The following is a 22,099-nucleotide window of genomic DNA, read 5'->3' as shown; positions in this document are numbered from 1 at the left end:
TCGGGAGCCGTGGCTTCGGTGATCAGTCGGTGAGGTGCTCGCCTTCCAGGAGGGTGAGCATGCGGGCGAAGGTGGTGACCAGGCGCGCGACGGTGTCGAGCTCGGGGCAGTGCGCCAGGACGGCCTTGCGCTGGACTGCCTCATCAGGGGTGAGGCCTGCTGGGTGGCGGGTGAGCCAGCCGGTGACCTGCCGGACCGTGGGTGCCGGGGGCGGTGGCGGTACGCTGTCCGCAGCGGTCAGGGCGTGCTGCTTCGAGACGGCGAGGATCGTGTAGCTGCCCCGGTAGCCCCGCCGTTTGATCTCCTCCAGCAGGGCCAGGCCGGTGATCTTCCCTTCGGTCTCCTCCCAGCGCTGGGCGAGGTAGGCCTTGTAGGGGTCGAGCTTGCTCGCTCGGGGGGAAGCTGGCCTTTGACCATGTCCTGCCAGTGCTTCGCCCTGGCATAGCGTTGCACGGTGTGGCGGCCCCAGCCCAGGTGGCGGGCGACCTCGCGCAGGCTCATGCCGCTTGCCAGCAACTGGTGGACCAAGGCGTGGTGTTCGCGGCGGCGGTCGGCCATTCGTCCGGTCGGGTTGGCCGGCCCGGCCGTGTCGCTGCCGGTGGGTAGCGGGGCCTCCCACTGGGGCTCGGGTTCCGGCTCGACGACGGGCAGGCTGGTCAGGCAGGCCCGGTGGTCCATGACGGTGCGCTCGACGGCGCGGACCAGGTTCGCCCACAAGTGGTACCGATCGGCAACCTGCCTGGCCTGGGGCGCCGCGGTGTCAGCGGCCTCCGCGTAGGCGCTCGCGCGGTCCCGGCAGATCACCTCGATCTGTGGGTGGGCGGCCAGCCATGGGGCGAGCGTGGCCGCGTCGCGCTCGGGGAGCAGGTCCAGGACCCGGTGGGTGCACCAGCATGGACGAGATCGCGGCCATGGCGGCCGTGTCGAAGCAGACCGTCTACAAGCAGTTCACCGACAAGGAGACCCTGTTCGGCGCCATCATCCTCAACGCCAGCAGCAAGGTCGGCCTGTTCGTCGACGCCATCACCGCACTCCAGGACACCGACGACCTCGACCGGGACCTGCGCCAACTCGCCCGCCACTACATCTCCACCGTCATCCAGCCCCAGGGGCTGCGACTACGCCGACTGCTCATCGCCGAAGCCGACCGCTTCCCCGAAGCGGCCCGTGACTACTACCAGCGGGCGCCCGAGCGCACCGTCAGGGCCCTGGCCGACTGCTTCCAGCACCTCGCGGGGCGCGGATTGCTGCGGGTCGACGATCCGCTACTCGCCGCCAGCCACTTCGCCTGGCTCATCCTGGCCATCCCGATGGACCACGCCATGTTCCACGGCTACGACGGGGACCCAGCCCGCAGCCGACCTCGAACGCCTCGCGGACGAAGGCGTCCGCGTATTCCTGGCCGCCTACCGCTGACGCCAGCCGCCAGGCCTGCGCGGTGATCCATCTGCTGGCTCACTTCGCATCTCACGCCAGCGCCCGCCCTCAGCATCGATCGCGTCATCCCAAGGGGAGACTTCCGGACGATCTCCCAGCGGCCCCAAGGCGCTAGGGCGTGTTTCGAAAGTGCTGGTCACAGCCACTCGTTGATGGCTACGATCAGCACGGTCGCTTCGTAGCGGACAGCGAGTTTGTCGTATCTCGTGGCGACCGCGCGGTGGCGCTTGAGGCGATTGGTGCCGCACTCCACGGCATGGCGCTCGCGGTAGTCGTCCTTGTCGAACTGCGGTGGCCGACCGCCGCGGGAGCCGTGCTTCCTGCGGTTGGCGATCTGGTTGCGCTTCTCCGGGATCGTGCAGCCGATACGACGGCTGCGCAGGTAAACGCGGTTCGCGCGGGAGCCGTACGCCTTGTCAGCACGGACCTTGTCCGGCCGGGTACGAGGGCGCCCCGGGCCGAGACGCGGCACCCGGATGCGGCCCAGGACGACCTGAAACTGCGGGGAGTCACCCCGTTGTCCGGCGGTGATCACGAGCGACAACAGCTTCTGGGTCTGCTCGACGGCCAGGTGGATCTTGGTGGTCAGTCCACCGCGAGAGCGTCCGAGTCCGTGGTCATCAGGCTCGGCGAAGACGCCGCCGGGTGGCTCGACCTGTAGATCCCCTTTTTGCGCGCGCCGGCCGCGTGCTGGTGCGCGCGGGCGATCGTGGAGTCGACGGAGATGTCCCAGGTGATCAGGCCCTTCGCATCCGCGCGGGCCTGCAGCTGCTCGAGGATCCGGTGCCACGTGCTGTCGCGCTGCCAGCGACGGAAGAGTCCATACACCGTCTCCCACGGCCCGTACCGCTCGGGAAGATCCCGCCACGGTATGCCGGTGCGTGTGCGGAACCGTATGCCGTTGATCAGCTGCCGCTTGGTGTGCACCGGCGGCCGACCGGCCTTGACGCCCCGCGGCAACAGAAGTTCCAGCACCGCCCGCTGCGTGACTGACAGATCTCCCCGAGCCATGGAACGTGATCATCGCACGACCTTGATCCACTTCTGAACAGACCCTAGCATGCGTGGGTGAACCTTTCGCATCTCGGCGTGCCGATCGGGCCGATGACCCGCGTCCATGGCGGGTTCGCCAACCGGATGTACCGGCTCGACACCGACCAAGGGTCGTTCGCCGTGAAGGAGTTGAACCTCGTCGACCGTCGCTGGACCTATCGCGTCGAGGAGGTGTTCAGGTTTGAGCGGACGGCCTTCGCCGCCGGTGTCCCGATGCCGGAGCCGATCTCGGCCAGCCACGACACGCTCGTTCACCGATGGGTCGAGGGAGAGAAGGTGCCCGAAGCACCGGTGTCGGCGGCGTACGCGTTCGAGATCGGTGAGATCCTCGCGCGCATCCACGCGCTCGACGTCGCGTGGACCCATGTGTCGATCGAGGACCCGACGCCACGGGACTGGCCCGAGCTCGCCGCGCGGGCGGTGGCGACCGGACAGCCGTGGGCCGACGAACTCGCCTCCCACGTCGAGACGTTCCTCGCGATCGCCCACTTCGTCGACACCTGCGAACGGCCAGGCCCCGTCGTGCTGACCCACGGGGACATCCAACCGTGGAACCTGCTGGCCCGAGAGGGTCGGCCGGTGGTGCTCGACTGGGAGCTCTCGGGGATGCTCGACCTGTCCGGTGAGCTCGGCTCCACTGCGCTGAGCCTCGCCAAGGGGCCTGGCTTCGACGACATCAAGCCCGCCATCTTCCGCTCGGTCCTCGACGGCTATGTCGCGGGGGGCGGAGCGCCGCCGCCGTCAGGTCCAAGCTGGTTCGCGTACATTATCGGCGGCTGGCTGGGGCACACGAGGTGGAACATCCTCCGGTGCCTCGCCGCTGTCGAGGCAAGCACCGGCCCGGACCTCGCGCTGTCGCACGAGTCCGCGCGCAACGGCGTGCGCGGCCTCCCGGTCCTGTTCGGCCGACTTCCGGAGCTCGAGGCACTGCTCGTGTGACAGCGACCTGAGTCGCTATGGGAAGACAGGACTCCCTCCTCACCGATCCATGGATGCCGGTCCGGCTTCTGGCCGACGGCTTGCCAGACAGCATCTGCCGCAGCGAACTTCACATCACCGGGGCCCGTGTCCGCTGGTGCCGTGACGATCTCGACGACGGAAACGGACACGCCACGGGCCTCTTCGGGAAGGCGCATGAGCGCGTACCAAGTACCTTCCCGCGCCTCTGCCCGGATGCGTTGATCATCGGAACGGCTGGCGCACGGCGCGGTGCCGTAGGACCGGCCGCGCCAACCGAACACGTCGGGGCCCATCCGGACCTCTGGCTCGGTGGCCACGGCTCCGTGCACGGTGACCTGACCTGTGCGAACCGCGCCCATCGACTTGTCTGGCGCAGCAGCCTGTATTTCCCTCCACGATCCACATTCTCCCGCACGCTCCTGAGCGCGGGTCCCACAAAGATCACTTCTGAAACACGCCCTAGGTGTTCTGACTCGTGAGGTTGGGGACGCGGCTGGCGGGTGGCTTGCCTGCGAGTGCTGTGTGTCCGCGGTGGTGATTGTAGGTGTGGAGCCAGGCGGGGTAGGCGTCGCGGCGTTCCTGTTCGGTGCGGTAGGGCCTGGCGTAGGCCCATTCGTCGAGCAGGGTGCGGTTGAAGCGTTCGACCTTGCCGTTGGTCTGGGGCCGGTAGGGCCGGGTTCGCTTGTGCGTGATGCCTTCGGCCGCGAGGGCATCGCGCCAGGTCCGGGAGCGGTAGCAGGAGCCGTTGTCGGTCAGCACGCGCTGGACGGTGATCCCGGCCCGGGCGAAGAACTCGCTTGCCCGGGCCCAGAAGGCGGTGGCGGTCTCCTTGCGCTCGTCGGGCAGGATCTCGCTGTAGGCCAGGCGGGAGTGGTCGTCCACGGCGTTGTGGAGGTAGCTGTAGCCCGCGCCGGAACGGGTCTTGCGGCCGGCCTCACGGCCCAGGACCTTGTGGCCGCCGCCGTCGGGGATGTTGCCGAGCTTCTTGATGTCGACGTGGACCAACTCGCCCGGTGCGGCGCGTTCGTAGCGCCGCACCGGGCGGGCGGTCGCGCGGTCCAGATGGGCCAGGCGGGCGAGCCGGTAGCGGGTCAGCACGCGGTGCACGGTCGCTGGGTTGAGCCGCAGCAGGTAGGCGATGCGGGCCGGGCCCCAGCGGCGCAGGACGCGGACCTTGATGATCCGCCGCTCGGTGCGCGACGGGGTCCGCCGGGGGCTGCGGTGCGGGCGGCTGGAGAGGTCGCTCATACCGGCCTCGCCCAGCGCCCGGTAGCGGTCCGCCCAGCGCTTGGCCGTGGTGGGTGAGACCTGGAAGCGCTCGGCGGCCCGCCGCAACGGCCAGCCGTCGTCGACCACGCAGCGGGCCAGGCGCAGGCGTCCGGTCTCGGTCAGCGGTGCGTTACGGTGTGGCATGAGGGCCTTTCTGGCTGAGGTGCAGATGTCGCAATCCACACCGAGCCAGAAGGCCCTCACTCATTTCAAGATCACCACGCCGTGAGCCCTGTCACCAACCTCCGTGGTCAGTACACCTAGGTCCGTCACAGAGATGGCGGCTCACGGGATCAATGCTGTTGGTGATCTTCATGGGTGACGGGTTTGAGTCCCATCGCCCATGAAGATCACCAACAGCATCCAGAAGTTGTGCCAGAACCCCAAACACCTGCCAGGCCCGCGACGTCCCGGGCTTACCCGTACTCGGCCAGCGTGTCCGCGAAGAACGCCCGCTCGTCATCGGCCGACGCCCCGGTGGCTGCCCGGCGCTGCAGCGTGACGACATCGGCGAGCCCCGGCTCGACCAGCCCGCCCGCTGCGGGCTCCGGCCCGGCCGGACCCGCCTCGGCGCCGACCAGCGACAGGCGACGACTCCCGGAATCCTCCACGGACCAGCAGATTAGGCCCATAACTCCTGGAATCCGCGAGTTCCTACGCGAATCCCACACCAGCGAGTGACGCCGCCGTACACAAGGCTGACCTGACCATATGAGGGCCGGGCCCCCTTCCGTGCTCAGCCCGGTGATGCCTATCGTCCGGGTGTGCACGAGCTCGGGAAGGAGCCCGACATGTCTGTTTACGTCGGCATCGACGTGCACCGCAAGCGGTCGCAGATCGCGGTCCTCGACGAGGAGGGCACGGTGCGGGTGAACCGGAACGTGCCCAACGGCGTCGAGACGGTCCTGGGCGTGATCGGGGATCTGCCGATCGGCACCCCCGTCGCGTTCGAGGCCGCCTACGGCTGGGGCTGGCTGGTAGCGCTGCTGGAGGACTACGGCTACGAGCCCCACCTGGTCCACCCGCTGCGCTGCAAGGCGATCGCCTCCGCGCGACTGAAGAACGACAAGGTCGACGCGGCGATCCTGGGCCAGTTGCTGCGCGCCGACCTGCTCCCGGAGGCGTGGATCGCCCCGCTGGACATCCGCCAGCAGCGCGCCCTGCTCCGCCACCGCTTCCAGCTGGTTCGCCTGCGGACCCTCCTGCGCAACCGGGTCCACGCGGTCCTCGCCGACCTCGGCCACGACCGGGCCGGCGGCGGCTGCTTCACCGGGCCCGGCCGGGACTGGCTCGCATCCCTGGACCTGCCGGACGCCTCCCGCCACGTCGTGGACGACCTCGTGCAGGTCATGGACGCCCTGCAGGTGCCGATCGACGCCCTGGACAAGCAGCTCGCCGCGTGCGCCCGGGGCGATCCCGCGGTCAAGGCCCTCACCACCCTGCCGGGCGTCGGCACGCTCACCGCCTTGGTGATCACCACCGAGGTCGGCGACGTCACCCGGTTCCCCTCCGCCCGCAAGCTCGCCGCCTGGGCCGGCCTCACCCCCACCGTCCGCGCCTCGGACCTCACCGTCCACCAGGGACACATCTCCAAGCAGGGCTCCGCCCGGCTGCGCTGGATCCTGTGCGAGGCCGCCCAGACCGCCAAACGCAGCCCCGCCTTCGCGGACACCTACCAGGCCATCGCCGCCCGACGCGGCAAGAAGATCGCCACCACCGCCATCGCCCGCAAACTCCTCACCCGCGCCTACCACCTCCTGCGCGCCCTGCGCGCCGACCAGGACCAGCGCAAACGACCACCGCGATGACACCGCCGCGGCGCGGATCACCCACAGACCCCGGGTGCGCTCGCATACTCCGCATGAGACGGCTCCGCCACGCTCGATGACCTGACTGAGCAGCCCGGTCCCCGGACCACGGTCATGGCGCCGACCACACCGGCCAGACGCCGAATGGGTGCATGTGAGACCACACGCCGACCAACTGCCGGGGACACCAACGATCCACGTCTGGCGGCGACTTCACGCTTCCTCAGCCATCCATCTTGCGCCTCCGCACCTCGGAGTCCAGCTCGTTCGTCCTCGCCCGCTCGTCCCTCGCCAGGGCTCCGGGCGCTCCAACTGGACTCCTCCCGCACGGCGGCGCAAGCAGCGGCCGCGAGAAAGCCCATGAACACCACGCAGCCCCGGCAGCAGCACGACAAAACCCGAGGCCAGGGGCCTACGCGTGCTTGACAGGCCCGGCCCTCATGGGTGCTGAAATGCAGATATCCCCGCCGGGCGGCCGCTCGTCGAACCCGCCGGGACTCCACTCGCCCCACGGGCCGGCCCGTGCCGCGCCAGCTCGCCCGCCTCGAACAGCGCCTGCGGACCACCGGCGCTACTCTGTTGACCCTCGACGCCTGGCCGGGGACGCCGTGTGGTCCGGGCTCTTCTCCACACTCCGGGTGTCTCATGAGGCATTTGCCTGGCGCGCGTGGGTGTCGGCGCTGATTGGGCGATAGGCCTCGCCGAGACGCAGAGCTGTACGTGCCCACTGGTGGTGGTCGGGTGGTGTGCGAGGTTGACGGGGGATGGTCGGGCAGTCCTGGGTGCCCATTGGTCGGCTTGCCTTCCGGCTGTCCCCACAGCTCCGAGAGTGCTGGCTTGTGGGCCACCGTGGTCTACACCGCGGGGGCGGCCGGGGTCAGTGATCCGAGGACGTCGGCGAGGGCCTGCTCGAAGAAGGGCTCGGGGTCGGCGAGGGTGAAGTCGAGGTGGCCGAAGGTCTCCAGCGCGACGAGGCCGTAGATGCGGGTCCAGGCCTGGACGAAGCGGTGGATCACGGGCAGCGGGACGTCCTCGGTGAGGTGTTCGCGCAGGTCGTCGAACTGGGACCACCAGGTGGGGGCTGGCTCCGGTGTGCGCGGGGTCGGGACGGATCCTTCGCGCCAGAGCTGGGTCATCAGGCCGAGGAAGACCTGGCCGAAGCGCCAGCTCGCTTCGTGCGCGGGGTCGGTGGGGGCGGTGCCGGCGTCGGCGTCGGGCTTGCCGAAGAGCAGGGTGAACTCGCTGCGGTTGGTGAGCGCCCATCGGCGCAGGGCGCGGGCGGCAGCAGCGAGCCGCTCGGCGGTGGGCGCCTCGGGCCGGGCATCGCGGGCGGCTTCGAGATCCGCGGCGAGGTCGCGGTAGAGATCGGCGACGACGGCCTGGACCAGGGCGCGGTGGTCGGGGAAGTAGCGGCAGACGCCGGGGGCGGTCATGCCGACCTCACGGGCGGTGGCGCGCAAGGTGAGCGCGGCCGGGCCGTCGGCGGCGAGCAGGTGCCGGGCGGCGGTCAGGATCTCCGCAGTCGTCTGTTCGCGCTGGCGTTCGCGGCGGGTGAGCGGCTGGTCGGGCATCCCGGCTCCACTTGACTTTGCTGACACTGTTAGCGGTAGCTTACACCGTCAGCACTTGCTGTAGGCGTGGACGGACGAGGACCGCCCCCACGCCTCGTCAGCCTGCCTTCACCCCAGGGGGATTCACGCGATGTACATGGTCATGCTCGGCTACTCGTTCTCTCCGCAGTGGCTCGCCCTGCCCCGCTCGGAGCGGCAGCGGCTCAAGGCGGCCCACATCGCGCCGCTGGTCGAGAAGTACGCCGACCGGGTGCGAGCCCGGTTCTTCGACGCGGAGGCGTTCCAGACCCGGTTCAGCGACTTCGCGCTGCTGGAGACGGCCGACCTGACGGCCTACTACTTCCTCATCGAGGAGCTGCGGGACACCCCGCTGGTCGGCCAGGGCTACCTGACCTTCAAGGACGTCGTGCTCGGCATCGAGGACGGGCACGAGCACTTCGAGCGCAGCCTCGCCGCCGAGGCCGCCGCATGAGCACGCCGATCGCCTTCATTCGGGCGCTGGTGTGCGCGTTCCTGCTCGACACGCTCGCGCAGGCGGCGCTGGCCGGCCTGTTCGTCACCGGCGACGTCGACCTGCTCGCTTGGCACGACGCGAACGCCCAACTCCTCGCCGCGCTCGCCGCCGCGCTGGTCGGTGCCGCCGTGCTGCTGCGCGTGCGCGGCGGCGGCCCGGGCTGGCCGATCGCGGCGACCGGTGCCCTGCTGGTCCTGGTGCTGGGGCAGCAGGGTCTCGGGCAGGCCCGGATACTCGCCGGTCACATCCCGCTCGCGCTCGGGATCTTCGGCACCGCGACTGCGCTGACCTGCTGGTCCTTCACCTACCACCCCGTTCCCGGGGAGGCGTCGTGAGGCCGCGGCTGTCGCGCCGCAGCGCGCTTGGTCTGCTCGCCGGTGCCGGTGCCGCCGTCACACTGGGCGCCGCCGGCTACGGGCAACTTGCCCGGCCCTCCACCGGGCGGCTGCTGTCCAGCACGGCCGAGCTGCCGGAGCCGTTCAAGGTGCCGCTGCCGGTCCCGGCCACCGCCCGGCCGGTGGCAACGGATGGTGGCCGGGACGTGTACGAGGTGACGCAACGCGAGGCCGAGGTCGAGATCCTGCCCGGCCTGAAGACCACCATCTGGGGCTATGACGGCGGTTTCCCCGGTTCGACCTTCGTCGGGCGCCGGGGCCGGCCGGTGTCGGTGCGGGTGCGCAACCGGCTGCCGGTGCCGACCTCCACCCACCTGCACGGCGGCATCACCGCCCCCGAGTCCGACGGCTACCCCACCGACTTGCTGCTGCCCGTCGGCTGCGGCAACCCCGCCCGCCCGGCCGGCGGCCGCTGGACACCGGCCGCCTCACACGGTGACCACGTCGCCCCCGGTGACTGGCAGTTGCGCGAGGGCGAGAAGACGTACGAGTACCCGCTCGACCAGCAGGCCGCCACGCTCTGGTACCACGACCACCGGATGGACTTCTCCGGCCCGCAGGTCTGGCGCGGCCTGGCCGGGTTCTTCCTCGTCCACGACGAGCAGGAGCAGGCACTGCCGCTGCCGAGCGGAGAGCGCGACATACCCCTGATGATCTGCGACCGCTCCTTCGCCGCCGACGGCGCCCTCGTCTACCCCGCCCTGGACGACTCCTGCACCGGCATCCCCGGGGTCCAGGGGGCCTACGCGGCGGGCGTGCTCGGCGACGTCCAGCTCGTCAACGGCGCGCCCTGGCCCGTCCTGGAGGTCGCCGCCGTCCGTTACCGCTTCCGCCTGCTGAACGCTGCCAACGCCCGCCGATACCGGCTGGCCCTGGAGGCCGACGGCCGACCCGGCGGCCCGCTGGTCCAGATCGGCAGCGACGCGGGGCTGCTGGAGCGCCCGGTCGCCCACGAGGCGATCACCCTGGCGCCGGCCGAGAGGTTCGACGTCGTCGTCGACTTCGGCCGGTTCCCGCCGGGCAGCACCGTCACCCTGGTGAACACCATCGGCGAGGGCCAGATGCGCCAGGTGCTGCAGTTCCGTGTCACGCGCCAGGCGAAGGACGACAGCGCGGTCCCGACCCGTCTCGCCGCCCCGGCCCAGCCGCTCGGGCGCGACCAGGCGGTGGCGGTGAGGCACTTCGACTTCCGCCGCACCGAGGCCGGCGACGATCAGGCGATGTGGACGATCAACGGCCGCCCGTTCACCACCACCGACACCTGGGCCACCCCGCGCCTGGACACCGTCGAACTCTGGCGCCTGAGCAGCGACTTCCACCACCCCGTCCACCTGCACCTCGCCCAGTTCCAGGTCCTCACGCGTGGCGGCAAACCACGGGCCGCCACGGATGCGGGCTGGAAGGACACCGTCGACGTCCGCCCCTACGAGGTGGTCGAGGTCCTGGTCCGCTTCCGCGGGTACCGGGGCCGGTACATGCTGCACTGCCACAACCTCGAACACGAGGACATGGCGATGATGGCGAACTTCGACGTCGTCTAACCCGCCCGCCGCCGCCCGGCCGCCGAACCGGCCCACAGCCGCCGCAGCAGATCGGCGGGCCTGGCCAAGCTGACCAGGCTCCACCAGGAGACCGGTGGCACCTCGCCCTCGGCTTGAGGGGCTCCGTCATCAGGTCAGGAACGCGCGAGGCTTTGTGCTTCGGTGTGCTTCTGCCTCGGGTTGGTGGGACAGCTGGCGGTCCCTGTCGACAAGCGTCCGCCCGGCCGGCAACCTGACAACGGCGGCGCCACCACTGCGGCCGACCCCGGCCAGGGCGGCACGCTCACACTGAACGGCAGCTCGGCCTACGCCGCCACCACCGGCCCGATGGTCAACACCGGTGCCAGCTACACCGTCTCGGCCTGGGTCAAGCTGTCCGACCTGAAGAACAACTCCACCTTCGTCTCCCAGTCGGGAACCGACGCCAACGGCCTTCAGCTCTACTACTCCAACTGGGCGCACGCCTTCGCGATCGGCCACGCACACGCGGACGACACCATCGGCACCTTCACCAGCGCCTACGGACCGGGCGACGGCCCCCTGAGCCCCAAGGTGAACACCTGGTACCACCTGGTCGGGGTGTACGACGCCGACCACCAGCAACTGCGGCTGTACGTCAACGGGACGGCCGCCGGCACCGCCGACTACGCCGGAACCGTCTGGAACGCCACCGGACCGCTGCAGCTCGGCCGCCGCCTCTACCAGGGCACCTACGGCGAGTACGCGGCCGGCCGGATCAGCGACGTGCAACTCTTCGGCCAGGCGCTCTCTCCTGCCGGGGTGACATCGCTCGACAAGGCCCAACCGGTGCCGACCCAGTCAGCTGATTCCCCCTTCACATCGGCCCGCCCGTTCCGGAACCCCCGGTACAGGCGGGCCGCTCTCTTTTTCCTTGGGCCTCACGTGTTCATCGACTCCCGCGCAAAGGCGCGGGCAGTAGGACTTCCGGTACGACCTGTTCCAGTCCGGCTCCAGGCGCCACAGCTCGTCCAGCTTGGCGGGTCCGGGCCCGCCTTCTCGGTCAGCTGCAACTTCGAGCCGGTCTTCCCGCCGATCGAGCCCCGGCACGTCCAACACGGGCGCAGCTGCGCGTTGGCCGCGCGGGCCGCCCTCCAACCGCATCTGGGCCTTGGCCTCCTCCTCCTGCCGCTGGCGGTGCTTCTCGTGGCAGGGCCAGCAGCGGCCGCCCGGTTCGGGGCCCGGCCTCAGTCAGCGCAGGCCAAGGTCCGCATCAGCTCACGGTGAGCCCGGCGGGCCTTCTTCTCCCTCTCCTTCTGGCGCTGGTCGTAGACGGCGCGGTTGTCCGGGTTGTCCAGCGCGTCGAGCAGGGAGTGCCGGTCGCGGCGGCCGAAGCGCCACCACACCGGCCCGAGCGGCCCGTGCTCGGTCAGCAGCTCCAGCGTGGTCGCGATGACCGGTACGGCGTCGTCGTACTCGCGCCAGCCGTCCCCGTCGTTGTCGTCCCGGGGCACCGTGCGCCACTGCCCGCGCCAGCACTCCGCCGACAGGTCCGCGACGGCCTCCTGCCGGTTGGCCAGGGCGACCGGTCCGGCATCGATGACGACCAGGGCGACGGGCGGGTGCCCGGCGCGGGTGTGGCGGGGCCAGGTCCGGCGCCACCAGTGCGCCGTCCGGCCGGCCGGCTCCTCGTCGGCCGTTGTCGGACCTCGGTGCCGAACAGCTCGCGGTACCGGGGGAACTTCGCGGCGACGTCGGCCGGAGCCGTGGTGGAGCGGTCGACCGCGACCATCAGCACCGGCACCCCGATCTCCGGAGCCTGCCACACCGCATCTCGCCGCACCTTGCGCCGGCCGCCCGGCAGCAGGAACTCCACCTCGGTCGATCAGGACCGCACCGTGCCCACCCCGCCCGCGGCCCCCGGCGCGCTGCCGCCGAGGACGAACGCGGCGATCGTCTCGTTGACCGCCATCGCGTGCTGAGCAGCGGAGGCGCCCGGCGCCCCGGGCCGTGGAGCCATCCCCGAGCGGGACAGGCCGAGCACCTGCCAGGTCGCCTCCAGCCCCGCGGCGCCCTCCAGCCGCCACGTCTTGTGCCGGTCCTCGGTGTTCCCGTCGGAAGCGACCACGCCGTGCGACGCGAGATCGCCGAGCGCCTGCCGGATCGCCCTGTTCGACGCCGCCCCCGGGCGCAGCAGGCGCTGGAGCTGGTCGGCGGTGGCGACCTCGAGGACGCCGAGCGCGCCGAGGACATCGGCCCGCAGCGCGGTGGTCGAACCGTTCGGGTTCGCAGACCCGCGTCGGAACGCGATCCGTCCCAGCCGGGACGGCTGCGGCTGCGGCTGCGATGGATCGACGGCGTCGGCCTGGTCGTCGCTACCGTCGGGCTGGACAAGGCTCTGACGGGTGCTCGCGGACGTCTCCCGGTGGTCGTGGTCGCGCGGTGATCGGGGAAGCGGTGGAGGCGGACACGCGGCAGACTCCCCGGGTGATCGTTTTGCAGCCCGTCCTCGAGGTCTACGCCCAGGACAACTTCACCCTCTGGCCTGTCGCCGAGTCCGAGGCGTACTGTCTTCTGCCGCTCAGCAGCGCGCTCGGCCCGGCCGAGGTCGGCACGGCCGTGATGCGTATCGCCGAGTGCAACGACATCGATCCCGAGGTCGACGGCCGCCCGCTGCGGCCCGCCGACCCGCTCGGAGCGTTCCTCCACGGACTGCTCACCATGGACGGCACCTACGCCTCCGGCGGTCTACAGGTCACCGACACCGCCACCGGCACCACCCTGCTGCCAGGCTGCTGCAGCGGGCTGGCAGAGTGGCGCAGTTGGCTTGAGGTCGTCGACGGCAACGGCCGGGCCTCCTTCGGCCACACCCCCACCCCGCTCGCGGAACGCCACGGTTACTGGGTGCGATTGACCGTCGACGCCGAGGAGGACGACAGCCCGGCGATCGAGCTGCCCGTCACCGAGCTGCGCCGTCTGCTCGCCGCCGCGGAGCGCGACCTGGCCGACTTCCTCGCGCTGGCCGCGGCCTGGGCCGCCCGAACCCTGCCCGACCACGCCGCCCCCGTCACCGCCGCCCTCGCTGCGGCCCTGGACATGCCCGCGCCGGCCGTGCCGTCGAAGCCGTAGCAACCTCCCCAGATACCTCAACGTCAACCGGGTCCACCTCGCGCTGGCCGACTGACCGCAGGCGCAAGCGCCGGCCTGAGGGTTCGCCCCGGGTCGGCGCTTCGCGGACGCGGCCTTCCGAGGAATCAGACCTCCTCGACCTGGGCGTTCTCGGCCCCGAACTTCTCGTCGGGCGGTTCGAATGCCCAGAGGGTGCCGTCGGCTACCCGGCTAGCATCGAGATCTTCGGTTCCTGGCCGACCTCCAGGAGGAAAAAGGCCAGGAACGTGGCGCCATCATCGGTGGCGTCGAATCGGACCGGAACGCCCTCGGGCTCGTAGAACGGGTCGCCCGGCTCGAGCAGTGACTCTGGCTCTCCCTCGACCTGGAGGATCACTGAGCCCTCCAGGATACTGCCGAAGACCGGGCCGTTGTGCACGTGGTAGCCGGCAGCGAACCCGGGGGCGAGGCTGATCCTGCGGGCCTCCACCCGGCTCGTCGCCTTGGCTTTCAGGAGCGCTGTGTCCATCAGCACCACGCGAGAGATCGGTGACTGCTCGACGCTGGTCGCACCTGAGGTGTTGTCATTCTTCATGGGTATATCCTGGCAGGTCGTCAGAACGTGATCGACTTTTCCCAGCAGGGCTGCGGAGGGGGCGCATGGTCCACGCATCAGCTCACACGGCTTCTGGCTGGAGCTGGTGAGGCATGTTCCAGCCTGCGGCGAGCCTCGACGGATGAACATTGTGCCCACCGCCGAAAAACTCGCAGAACTTCATGATCAGTGGGTCCCAGCCGAGCGGGTCCACGTGGTGCGTCCCCGGGATGACCAGTTCCTCCGCGACGTGGGCGCGAAGGACCTCGACCTGGAAGGCGGTGGCGTGAGTGGCGGGGGAGCCGAAGGGGTGGGACGAGACGAGACGGCACTCGAGCTGGATCGGGCATTCCGCGACCCGGGGCGCCCGGACCAGCTCCGATGCCTGCTCGGTCAGCTGCGCGGCCGCGAACTTGTCCGGCTCGTACCGGTAGCCCTGCTTGGCCTTGAAGTCCGGCACGGCTGCCTTCCCGGTGGTGAGCGCGATGCGGTCCACAGCATCGACCATCGCCGAGGAGGGCAGGTTGAGCACGCATTCGCCTTCACGGAGCAGGTTCGCGGTCGTCTGGCTGCTGTTGCCGAGACCGAGCATGCAGGTCTGGCCCAGCCACCATGCCGAGGACATCGGCGCGAGGTTCGCGGTGCCGTCCTCGTTGCGTGAGCTGATCAACACCACCGGAGTGCCGAAGTACAGCACCTTGAGGCCGGGAACGACGTGCATTGGTTCACCCTTCGCAGAATATGAGTCGCGTGGACTCGCGATCAGGAGCGCGAGCCGCGTCAGCGACTCTGCCCGAGGTGGGCGGACGCTGCTGGCCGCAATCGGACGTCGCGTTCGGGAGACTTGGGACGCGCTTCGTGCTGCCCGTTTGTCTGCCCAGGTCGGACGAAACCCCTAAACGCGTCTGCACCACCAGCACGGTGTTGTGCAGTGGCCCACAGACCCAACCGGACTGCCTGAACCGACTCGAGCCGTCCCCAGTCCGTGGAGCAGGCTGGCCGGCTGCCAGCCGGTGCGCTCCTCAATGAGTGATGTACATCGTGAAGTTGCAGGTCGCGGGCCTGGTGTGCGCGGGTATCGACGTGCTACCGCTGGTCGGCGGCTGTTGTCCGCGGTGAAGACGCTGGCGGTGAGCACAGCAAGGTCACTCGAACGGCTTACAGCGCTGACCTCCGGCGAGGAGCGGGTCGACCGATCTGCGTAAGATCGCAGAGAGCACAGACCCACTGAACTCGATCGCCGACAGGCTCCGGGGCCGGCAGCGGACAGGGCGTCGGCTACTTCCGCCTCCACACCTCCGGGAACGGTTCGGCGGGGACGAGGGCGGTGTCCGCCGGCCGGCCGCCCAGGTTTGGGACGGCCACCGTGACGGGCCGGTGCCTTGGGTCGAGGGAGGTGCCGTATGGCTGAGGCGAAGGAACCGCGTCCAGATCCCACGAGGCGGCCCCACCTGGGCATGCGGGCCGGCGAACTCGACGGCAAATGGTATGCGAAGTACTGGAATCCGGTGATGGCGCCGTTGCCGGGGCACGTCCGGGATGCGATCACCCTCGGCCCGCAGGCACCCCCGCTGTGTCTGAGCCTTGATGACGCGGGGAGGCTGAGCGACGCCGGCTACCAGGAGTTCGAGAACGGGTACAGCCTCCTGGACGACGGTTCCATGTACGTCGCCGCGCTGACCCGCATGCCAGGGGCTTCCCCGGCCATGGTGGACTGGTGGTTCGGGTGGCACGCCACCGAGACCCAGCGGTACAAGCTGTGGTACCCACGTGCCCACCTGTACGCGCAATGGCACGGAGACGCGGTGGACCGCAGCACTCCGTACCGTGCGAGGTACCTCAGCGGCACGTCCTTCGTCGACGAGTACGTCGGAAACGTGCTGGGCCGGCTCGCCATTCGCTTCGTCCGTCCCGGCAGACTCGGATTCGACGAGGACGGGCTTGCGCCGGACGAGGCGACCGCGATCTGCGCGACGGTCGGGATGTCACAGGTCCCGCTCGACTGGGGCTGGTTGGTCCACTACGTGCGCCGGGTCAGGGACGGCGCTGAAATGCGTTCCCGCTTCTGGATGGGCGGCGGCCACGTCGCCACCCGCGCAGGAGCCCGCCTCGGGAGCGAGCTCGAAGCGGCTGCCGAAGGTGTGAGGCGCCTGGGAGAAGGCCAGGCCCGCGCCATGGTCGTGCACTGCTCTCAGGAGATGAACCACCTCGCCTCGTTCCTGCCCGCCCTGTTCGAGGAGTACGAGCGCAGGAGATAGGCGGCCCAGCACGCGGAGGGATTCGGCCGCACTCGCACAGCCGCCGTCCCGAAGTCGCCGAGGCCGCTCACCGGCAGGGCATGGTCGACCCCTCGGTACCGCTGCCTGACCCACTACTCCCAGGACGTGGTGCCGGTGCGCGGAGGAAGTCCGGGAGACAGCTGCGGGGCGTGGCATTCCTTCGGTGGACGAGCCGCGCCGCACGAAGGGAGAAGGCATGGCGACCCAGATCGAGGGCAGGGTGCTGCGGCGGGGTGAGTACCGCTACGAGATGCACCGCCGCGAGGCGTGCTGGCACGCCGGGGTACCGAACCGCTATCCCGAGGTGATCGTCCTGGCGAACAACGAGGACGACGTCGTCGCAGCGGTGCGACTCGCCAGAGAGGAACGCCGGCAGATCGCGGTGCGTTCCGGTGGGCACAGCTGGTCCGGTTCGCACCTGCGCGACGGCACGGTACTGATCGACCTCTCGAGCCTGCGGCACGTGACGCTCGACAGGGAGACGATGACCGGCACCGCCCAACCCGGCATCAAGGGATCAGAGCTCAACACGATGTTGGCGAAGGCGGGCCTCTTCTTTCCCACGGGGCATTGCACCGGTGTCTCCATCGGCGGCTACCTGCTGCAGGGCGGCTTCGCCTGGGCCGGACGGGACTACGGTCCGGCCTGCATGTCGGTCACCGGCATCGACGTGGTCACGGCGGCCGGCGAGCGGATCCACGCCGACGAGACACAGCACGCCGACCTGTTCTGGGCGGCCCGCGGCGCAGGTCCCGGCTTCTTCGCCGTGGTGACCGGATTCTCCGTCAAGCTGTACCCGCGCAGGCCGGTCACGATGAACAGCGGCTACTTCTGGCCCGCCTCGGCAGCCCCGGACGTGTACCGCTTCGTGCACGAGATCGGCCGTCAGACGCCGACGGAGATCAACCTCATGTGCCACCGCGACCCGCTGACCGAAGGCGAACCGCTCATCGCCCTCAACGCGACGGCCTTCACCGACGCCGAGGAGGAAGCCAGGGAGCAGCTGTCGATCTATGAGTCCTGCCCCGCACGCGCTCGGGTGCTCGGGACCCGGCTCAACGTAGTCACGGACACCACGATTCTGAGTCGGGTCGGCACCGATCCGCACTACGACGAGACCAAGCGCTATCTCGCCGACAACATGTGGACCCACGCCTCCTTCGACGACCTGTGGCCCAACTTCGAGGAAATGCTGGGGACTTGGCCACCGGCTCCGTCGCACATGGTGGTGTTCAACTGGGGAGGATACGCGGGGGAGCCCGAACGCCCGTCGATGGCGTACTCGGTGGAAGACGAGTTGTACTACGGCCTGTACGCGGCCTGGGCCGATCGGGCAGACGACCCGAGGTACACGCGTTGGGTGACCGACCACATGCGAGCGTGGGAACCGTATGCCAGCGGCATGCAGCTGGCTGACGAGAACCTGGTCAACCGCCCGTACCGGTTCGTGACGGACGAGAACCTCCGACGGCTCGACGACATCCGCGCCCGGTGGGATCCCGACGAGGTGTTCGTCTCCTGGCTCGGCCGACCAGAGCCGTAGAGCCAGCTTCGCGGCTCACATTGCCCTGGCGGGCGTCCGCTTGGTCTAGTGTCTTGCGTCGCAGATCCCGAGGGTAATTTCTACTCTGCTGGGGGGTCTGGCGGGTTGATCTTGGTGAGGTAGTCCGCGAGGGACTTGAGGATCTCGTCCGTGGTCTTGGTCCAGGTGAACGGTCTGGGGTCCTCGTTCCAGGTGTCGATCCACGCCTTGATGTCGTCTTCCAGGGCCTTGACGGAGGTGTGGACGCCGCGGCGGATGAGCTTGTCGCTCAGCAGGCCGAACCAGCGCTCGACCTGGTTGATCCAGGAGGAGCCGGTCGGTGTGAAGTGGACGTGGAAGCGCGGGTGCCTGGCCAGCCACGTCCTGATCTCGGATGTGTTGTGCGTGGCGTAGTTGTCGCACACCAGATGCACGTCGAGCTCGCGGGGCACGGCCTTGTCTATCGTGACCAGGAACTTCTTGAACTCGATGGCGCGGTGGCGGCGGTGCAGTTCGCCGATGACGGTGCCGTCGGCGATGTTGAACGCGGCGAACAGGCTGGTGATGCCGGGCCGCAGATAGTCGTGGGTACGGCGCTTGGGAACTGTCCCCGGGCGACCGTGGCCTCGCGGAGGTCGAGGCCGGGCTGCGTGAGGCCGTCGGCCCGCCGGACGCCCAGGAGGTGCTGCCGGAGAAGGACCGGCTGGAACACCTGCGGGAAGTCGTCGCAGTCCTCGCAATCGCCCTTGCCCGCACCCACGGCCACCTGGCCTGGTTCCTCTCCGGCGCCGTCACCGTGCTCGAACCCGTCCTGCGCTGGCGCGCCCTGCTCGCCGAAGACGACCACGCCTTCGGCACCGTCCCCCCGGCCCTGGAGCAGTACACCGAAGCCGAGAACGCCGTCCGCCGTCTCCAGGCCACCCTCGCCCGCATCACCGCCGGCTGACCTCCGGCAGAGCGCCGACCGTTCGCGCCAGGGCGGCCGGCCCGCTGGCTTTGCTTCCGCACCGGACGGTAGACCACCACGCCGTTTCCGCCCACCGCCTACAGCTCTGACCGCCGACGGCACGGAGGTCGGCATGCTCCACGTCGAGCACCGGCCGACGGAGATCTACCTGGCGCGGATCGAGCTCCACCCCGACCACCAGGGACGCGGCATCGGCAGCCGGCTTATCCGCAGCCTCCTGCACCAGGCCCGCCAGCAGGGCCGGGACCTCCCTGGACGTCCTCGTCGTCAACCAGCGGGCCCAGGCCCTCTACCGGCGACTGGGCCTGCACGAAGTCACTTGTCACGGTGAGAACGACAACAAGATCAGGATGTCCACCGAGCCGCCCCAGCCTGGCCCGATCCACAGACCTTGACAACGGCTCCCGTCCCATCACAGGGCCCGTCAACCGAACTTCAGCGAGTTGTTGACGTTCTCGTAGACCGCGTAGTCGGCCTTCTGGCCGTCCGCCTGCTGCTTGTAGTACCCGCGGACGTTCACGGCGAGGTGGAGGACATGGCCCTCGTGGATCATGTACTGCTCGATGGCCTTGTCATTGGGGCTGGAGGCGATGCACGGGTACTGCTCCTCCGCCTTGGCCGAGTAGTCGTACTCGATGACCGAGGCGTTCACCCCGCCGCCGTGCAGCATCGACTGCGGGTCGTGGACGGGCGTCGTGAAGAACGGGTCCGGCACGTCGCTGTCACCGCAGTTCGACGGCTTGCTGTGATCGGCCTTCATGGTGTCGAGCCGCTTCTGCGCGTACGCCCGGGCGTCCTGGGTGCTCTTGCCCTCGTCGCGCAGGTCGATCTGGATGCGTCCGTCAGGACTCGCCCAGGCGGCGTCGTCACTGCCGATGGAGGCCACGTAGTCCTGCGGCACCGCGACGGCGAAACCCAGCGACGCCACCTGCTGCGCCTTGTAGCCGACGGGGATGCTCGCCGGGCTCGGGGCGCCGGCGGGCCACAGGGCCCAGGCCGTGGCCCCGGCGATGACGGCAACGGCCACGCCCAGTGCGACTGCCGTGCGCCGCCTGGTGGCGGTGACGGCTTCGCCGGCCGCGCGCAGCCGTAGGGTCAGCGCGGCCGGGAGCAGGGCCGTCGCGGCCGGCGTGTCGAGCACGGTCGGCACCGGTTGTGTGGACTGCGCGGTTGCCGCCGCCCCGGCCAGCAGCAGCTGGGTCTGGGCGGCGTTCGGCCGCCGGGCGGGGTCGCGCTCCAGCAGCGACATGATCGGCACGGTGAGTGCTCCGGTGCGGCGTGGTTGGGGCACGGGATCGGTGAGGATGGCCGCGAGGGTGCTCTGGGAGTGCTGCCTGCGGTAAGGATGGACGCCTTCCACGGCCTCGTACAGGAGCACGCCGAGCGCCCACAGGTCGGCGGCCGGGCCGGGGCGCTGGCCGGCGGCGCGTTCGGGGGAGAGGTAGGGGATGGAGCCGACCACGACGCCTGTTCGGGTCAGGTCGGTGCCACCGTCGATCTGCGCGATCCCGAAGTCGGTGAGGACCGTCTCGCCCGTGCGGGCCCGCATGATGTTGGCCGGCTTGATGTCCCGGTGCACCACCCCGGCGGCGTGGACCGCGGCCAGCGCGGCCGCGATCTGGCAGCCGATCTCAGCTGCCTCGGGGACGCTGAGCGTGCCGGTGGCCAGGATCGCCTCCAGGCTCTCGCCCTCGATCAGCTCCATCACCAGCCAGGGGCGGCCGTCCACGCTCTCGATGTCGTACATGCGCACGATATTCGGGTGCCGAAGGGCAGCGGCGGCTTGCGCCTCGCGCTCCATCCGCCGCAAGCGCTCCTCGCGCTCCTGGTCATCGATGCCATCGGGCAGCACCGGTTCCTTGAGCGCCACCTGGCGGCGCATCCGTTCATCGGTGGCCCGCCACACCGTGCCCATGCCGCCTTGGCCGAGGCGTTCGAGCAGCCGATAGCGGCCGTTGATGAGCATGCCCGTCGCACCGGTGCCGGCCGCCGCTTCCCCTGGATCCGTCATGACGCACATCTTGGCGCAGCCCGCGCACGCGGCCAATCCCCGGAAAGGCAGCCGACTGGCGGTTGCCGCCCTGGTCGGCTCCGTGCGGTCGGCGTCCGGATGCATCGCCGCGCCATCCGCGCGGGAAACGCCGTGTACGACATCCGCGAGGGCGGGCGCTGTCCGCACGGGGCTACCCGGATCGGGCTGATGGCCGCCCGCGACCGGGGGGCTTGCACGGCCGAGCGCCACACGGGGCCGTCGCCGCCCGCAGTGCCGACCGCCGGCGCCCCGCCCGGGAAGTCCTCAAGGTCCTCGTTCGCCGCCACGCCCGCTAAGCCTTGACCTCGGAGAGACCGGGCCCGGGTACGGACATCCACCAGGATGTCCGTACCCGGGCATCTTTTGGTCGTGCGGCGCCGGCTGCCTGCAAGCGAGGTGAAGTCAACGCCGTTGCGTTCGGCCGGTCGACGGTTGGTCAAGTCACCATATGCCGGGAACCCTGGCGGCTGATCACCAGCCTGCTGGCCACGAGCGCTACTCGGCCACGGAGTTGATCGAGCTCTACCATCACAGGTGGCAGGTGGAGACCACCTATTTCTCGATCAAGGCCACCATGCTCGACGGCCGGGTCCTGCGCTCTCGCAGCATCCCGGGCCTGGACCAGGAGGTCTACGCACTGCTGACGGTCTACCAGACCCTGATCCGCGCGGCCGACGACGCCGTGACCACGGAACCGGCACTGACCATGGAACGCATCAGCTTCACCGTCCTGCTGCAAGCCGCCGCCGACCAGGTCACCACCGCCACCGGCATCCGCAACCCGGAACCGGTGGTCCTCGTGGGAGCGATCGGCCGGGCCGTCCTGGACGACCCGCTGCCCGCAACACACCGCCAGCGCGTGAAGGCCCGCAGCCGCAAGAACCCGACGAGCAAGTACGGACCGAACGCCGGCAAGCACCCCCAGCAAGCGCAGACCTACACCTTCAACATCACCATCCAGGTCATGGAAGACGGACTTGCGCCCCGTCGCCATGACTAAACGCAACGGTGTTGGGACTGAAGTTCCCCCAAGGCCGGGTAGTTAGGGCTTGCCGGAGAACGAGCCGTCGCTTCCGTCTCGGTGACTCGT

At 69.9% G+C, this 22,099-nt stretch carries 24 protein-coding genes and 1 pseudogene; 14 read left to right on the top strand and 11 right to left on the bottom strand.

What is annotated here, in order from left to right:
- Positions 1 to 237: 237 nt before the first annotated feature.
- On the bottom strand, positions 238 to 873 hold the full coding sequence (locus tag O1G21_RS41635; RefSeq protein ID WP_405000777.1) for a transposase: 636 nt from the start codon (positions 871 to 873) through the stop codon (positions 238 to 240).
- A 20-nt stretch (positions 874 to 893) separates the two neighbouring features.
- Here O1G21_RS41635 and O1G21_RS01620 point away from each other — a divergent pair, with 20 nt between their 5' ends.
- Positions 894 to 1,442 carry a TetR/AcrR family transcriptional regulator gene (locus O1G21_RS01620; RefSeq protein WP_270140074.1) on the top strand — a complete coding sequence of 183 codons (549 nt, stop codon included), beginning with the start codon at positions 894 to 896 and terminating at the stop codon, positions 1,440 to 1,442.
- 131 nt (positions 1,443 to 1,573) lie between these two features.
- Here O1G21_RS01620 and O1G21_RS01615 read toward each other — a convergent pair.
- Positions 1,574 to 2,448, bottom strand: a protein-coding gene (locus tag O1G21_RS01615) for an IS5 family transposase (protein WP_405000571.1) whose coding sequence is annotated in 2 segments (ribosomal slippage) — positions 1,574 to 2,067 and positions 2,067 to 2,448 — 876 coding nt in all. Because the reading frame shifts where the segments join, the coding sequence is not laid out codon by codon here.
- Positions 2,449 to 2,505: 57 nt separating this feature from the next.
- Between O1G21_RS01615 and O1G21_RS01610 the strand changes: the two genes are divergently transcribed.
- The gene (locus tag O1G21_RS01610) at positions 2,506 to 3,429 is read left to right on the top strand and encodes a phosphotransferase family protein (protein WP_270140073.1); all 924 of its coding nucleotides are present in this window, start codon (positions 2,506 to 2,508) and stop codon (positions 3,427 to 3,429) included.
- A gap of 480 nt (positions 3,430 to 3,909) precedes the next feature.
- Here O1G21_RS01610 and O1G21_RS01605 read toward each other — a convergent pair whose 3' ends face one another.
- Positions 3,910 to 4,863: an IS481 family transposase gene (locus tag O1G21_RS01605; protein WP_270139974.1), complete on the bottom strand. Its 954-nt coding sequence runs from the start codon at positions 4,861 to 4,863 to the stop codon at positions 3,910 to 3,912.
- Positions 4,864 to 5,135: 272 nt separating this feature from the next.
- Positions 5,136 to 5,330 (bottom strand): hypothetical protein, encoded by a 195-nt coding sequence (locus tag O1G21_RS01600; RefSeq protein ID WP_270140072.1) that lies wholly within the window; start codon positions 5,328 to 5,330, stop codon positions 5,136 to 5,138.
- Between the two features lie 180 nt (positions 5,331 to 5,510).
- Between O1G21_RS01600 and O1G21_RS01595 the strand changes: the two genes are divergently transcribed.
- On the top strand, positions 5,511 to 6,527 hold the full coding sequence (locus tag O1G21_RS01595) for an IS110 family RNA-guided transposase (protein WP_270140070.1): 1,017 nt from the start codon (positions 5,511 to 5,513) through the stop codon (positions 6,525 to 6,527).
- Positions 6,528 to 7,381: 854 nt separating this feature from the next.
- Here O1G21_RS01595 and O1G21_RS01590 read toward each other — a convergent pair.
- On the bottom strand, positions 7,382 to 8,098 hold the full coding sequence (locus O1G21_RS01590) for a TetR/AcrR family transcriptional regulator (RefSeq protein ID WP_270140068.1): 717 nt from the start codon (positions 8,096 to 8,098) through the stop codon (positions 7,382 to 7,384).
- Positions 8,099 to 8,228: 130 nt separating this feature from the next.
- On the opposite strand from O1G21_RS01590, the gene O1G21_RS01585 reads away from it, so the two are divergent.
- From O1G21_RS01585 to O1G21_RS01570, 4 genes are all read left to right on the top strand, one after another.
- Positions 8,229 to 8,570: a darcynin family protein gene (locus tag O1G21_RS01585; RefSeq protein ID WP_270140066.1), complete on the top strand. Its 342-nt coding sequence runs from the start codon at positions 8,229 to 8,231 to the stop codon at positions 8,568 to 8,570.
- Entirely contained in the window at positions 8,567 to 8,947 is a 381-nt protein-coding gene (locus O1G21_RS01580; RefSeq protein ID WP_270140064.1) for a hypothetical protein, read from the top strand. The genes O1G21_RS01585 and O1G21_RS01580 overlap by 4 nt, the downstream gene beginning before the upstream one ends.
- Positions 8,944 to 10,548 carry a multicopper oxidase family protein gene (locus O1G21_RS01575; RefSeq protein WP_270140062.1) on the top strand — a complete coding sequence of 535 codons (1,605 nt, stop codon included), beginning with the start codon at positions 8,944 to 8,946 and terminating at the stop codon, positions 10,546 to 10,548. Before O1G21_RS01580 ends, O1G21_RS01575 begins: the two co-directional genes overlap by 4 nt.
- A gap of 183 nt (positions 10,549 to 10,731) precedes the next feature.
- Positions 10,732 to 11,793 carry a LamG domain-containing protein gene (locus O1G21_RS01570; protein ID WP_270140060.1) on the top strand — a complete coding sequence of 354 codons (1,062 nt, stop codon included), beginning with the start codon at positions 10,732 to 10,734 and terminating at the stop codon, positions 11,791 to 11,793.
- On the opposite strand, the gene O1G21_RS01565 is transcribed toward O1G21_RS01570, so the two are convergent.
- Both O1G21_RS01565 and O1G21_RS01560 read right to left on the bottom strand, forming a co-directional pair.
- Positions 11,754 to 12,020: a hypothetical protein gene (locus O1G21_RS01565; RefSeq protein ID WP_270140058.1), complete on the bottom strand. Its 267-nt coding sequence runs from the start codon at positions 12,018 to 12,020 to the stop codon at positions 11,754 to 11,756. The two genes, O1G21_RS01570 and O1G21_RS01565, sit on opposite strands and share 40 nt — an antisense overlap.
- A gap of 371 nt (positions 12,021 to 12,391) precedes the next feature.
- Positions 12,392 to 12,700 (bottom strand): hypothetical protein, encoded by a 309-nt coding sequence (locus O1G21_RS01560; RefSeq protein WP_333493544.1) that lies wholly within the window; start codon positions 12,698 to 12,700, stop codon positions 12,392 to 12,394.
- Between O1G21_RS01560 and O1G21_RS01555 the strand changes: the two genes are divergently transcribed.
- On the top strand, positions 12,638 to 12,952 hold the full coding sequence (locus O1G21_RS01555) for a hypothetical protein (protein WP_270140054.1): 315 nt from the start codon (positions 12,638 to 12,640) through the stop codon (positions 12,950 to 12,952). The two genes, O1G21_RS01560 and O1G21_RS01555, sit on opposite strands and share 63 nt — an antisense overlap.
- A 41-nt stretch (positions 12,953 to 12,993) precedes the next feature.
- Positions 12,994 to 13,635 (top strand): hypothetical protein, encoded by a 642-nt coding sequence (locus O1G21_RS01550; RefSeq protein WP_270140052.1) that lies wholly within the window; start codon positions 12,994 to 12,996, stop codon positions 13,633 to 13,635.
- Between the two features lie 202 nt (positions 13,636 to 13,837).
- On the opposite strand, the gene O1G21_RS01545 is transcribed toward O1G21_RS01550, so the two are convergent.
- On the bottom strand, positions 13,838 to 14,209 hold the full coding sequence (locus O1G21_RS01545) for a cupin domain-containing protein (protein ID WP_270140050.1): 372 nt from the start codon (positions 14,207 to 14,209) through the stop codon (positions 13,838 to 13,840).
- Between the two features lie 82 nt (positions 14,210 to 14,291).
- Positions 14,292 to 14,930, bottom strand: a complete 639-nt coding sequence (locus O1G21_RS01540; RefSeq protein ID WP_270140048.1) for a flavin reductase family protein — start codon at positions 14,928 to 14,930, stop codon at positions 14,292 to 14,294.
- 682 nt (positions 14,931 to 15,612) lie between these two features.
- Here O1G21_RS01540 and O1G21_RS01535 point away from each other — a divergent pair.
- Positions 15,613 to 16,467, top strand: coding sequence for a DAPG hydrolase family protein (locus tag O1G21_RS01535; protein ID WP_270140047.1), 855 nt, complete (start codon positions 15,613 to 15,615; stop codon positions 16,465 to 16,467).
- A gap of 184 nt (positions 16,468 to 16,651) precedes the next feature.
- On the top strand, positions 16,652 to 18,031 hold the full coding sequence (locus tag O1G21_RS01530) for an FAD-binding oxidoreductase (protein ID WP_270140045.1): 1,380 nt from the start codon (positions 16,652 to 16,654) through the stop codon (positions 18,029 to 18,031).
- Positions 18,032 to 18,111: 80 nt separating this feature from the next.
- Here O1G21_RS01530 and O1G21_RS01525 read toward each other — a convergent pair.
- Positions 18,112 to 18,615, bottom strand: a pseudogene (locus O1G21_RS01525) (IS630 family transposase); the annotation flags it as partial.
- A 77-nt stretch (positions 18,616 to 18,692) separates the two neighbouring features.
- On the opposite strand from O1G21_RS01525, the gene O1G21_RS01520 reads away from it, so the two are divergent.
- Together O1G21_RS01520 and O1G21_RS41630 are read left to right on the top strand one after the other, a co-directional pair.
- Positions 18,693 to 18,956, top strand: coding sequence for a hypothetical protein (locus tag O1G21_RS01520; RefSeq protein ID WP_270151489.1), 264 nt, complete (start codon positions 18,693 to 18,695; stop codon positions 18,954 to 18,956).
- Positions 18,957 to 19,062: 106 nt separating this feature from the next.
- Complete coding sequence (locus tag O1G21_RS41630) at positions 19,063 to 19,308, top strand: GNAT family N-acetyltransferase (protein ID WP_405000776.1); 246 nt, start codon at positions 19,063 to 19,065, stop codon at positions 19,306 to 19,308.
- A 93-nt stretch (positions 19,309 to 19,401) separates the two neighbouring features.
- Here the strand turns inward: O1G21_RS41630 and O1G21_RS01515 are convergent, their stop codons facing one another.
- Positions 19,402 to 20,988 carry a serine/threonine-protein kinase gene (locus O1G21_RS01515; protein ID WP_270140044.1) on the bottom strand — a complete coding sequence of 529 codons (1,587 nt, stop codon included), beginning with the start codon at positions 20,986 to 20,988 and terminating at the stop codon, positions 19,402 to 19,404.
- A gap of 469 nt (positions 20,989 to 21,457) precedes the next feature.
- Here O1G21_RS01515 and O1G21_RS01510 point away from each other — a divergent pair, with 469 nt between their 5' ends.
- On the top strand, positions 21,458 to 22,009 hold the full coding sequence (locus O1G21_RS01510) for a transposase (RefSeq protein ID WP_270140043.1): 552 nt from the start codon (positions 21,458 to 21,460) through the stop codon (positions 22,007 to 22,009).
- The last annotated feature ends 90 nt before the right edge of the window (positions 22,010 to 22,099 follow it).

The organism is Kitasatospora cathayae (assembly GCF_027627435.1).
Taxonomy (GTDB): Bacteria; Actinomycetota; Actinomycetes; order Streptomycetales; family Streptomycetaceae; genus Kitasatospora; species Kitasatospora cathayae.
This window is presented reverse-complemented; position numbering and strand designations above follow the sequence as displayed.

What these genes read in the sequence shown, in the direction of transcription:
- O1G21_RS01620 (WP_270140074.1), top strand. Translation starts at nt 894, where the DNA reads ATGGACGAGATCGCGGCCATGGCGGCCGTGTCGAAGCAGACCGTCTAC.
- O1G21_RS01605 (WP_270139974.1), bottom strand. Translation starts at nt 4,863, where the DNA reads ATGCCACACCGTAACGCACCGCTGACCGAGACCGGACGCCTGCGCCTG.
- O1G21_RS01595 (WP_270140070.1), top strand. Translation starts at nt 5,511, where the DNA reads ATGTCTGTTTACGTCGGCATCGACGTGCACCGCAAGCGGTCGCAGATC.
- O1G21_RS01590 (WP_270140068.1), bottom strand. Translation starts at nt 8,098, where the DNA reads ATGCCCGACCAGCCGCTCACCCGCCGCGAACGCCAGCGCGAACAGACG.
- O1G21_RS01585 (WP_270140066.1), top strand. Translation starts at nt 8,229, where the DNA reads ATGTACATGGTCATGCTCGGCTACTCGTTCTCTCCGCAGTGGCTCGCC.
- O1G21_RS01580 (WP_270140064.1), top strand. Translation starts at nt 8,567, where the DNA reads ATGAGCACGCCGATCGCCTTCATTCGGGCGCTGGTGTGCGCGTTCCTG.
- O1G21_RS01545 (WP_270140050.1), bottom strand. Translation starts at nt 14,209, where the DNA reads ATGAAGAATGACAACACCTCAGGTGCGACCAGCGTCGAGCAGTCACCG.
- O1G21_RS01540 (WP_270140048.1), bottom strand. Translation starts at nt 14,930, where the DNA reads ATGCACGTCGTTCCCGGCCTCAAGGTGCTGTACTTCGGCACTCCGGTG.
- O1G21_RS01535 (WP_270140047.1), top strand. Translation starts at nt 15,613, where the DNA reads ATGGCTGAGGCGAAGGAACCGCGTCCAGATCCCACGAGGCGGCCCCAC.
- O1G21_RS01515 (WP_270140044.1), bottom strand. Translation starts at nt 20,988, where the DNA reads ATGACGGATCCAGGGGAAGCGGCGGCCGGCACCGGTGCGACGGGCATG.
- O1G21_RS01510 (WP_270140043.1), top strand. Translation starts at nt 21,458, where the DNA reads ATGCCGGGAACCCTGGCGGCTGATCACCAGCCTGCTGGCCACGAGCGC.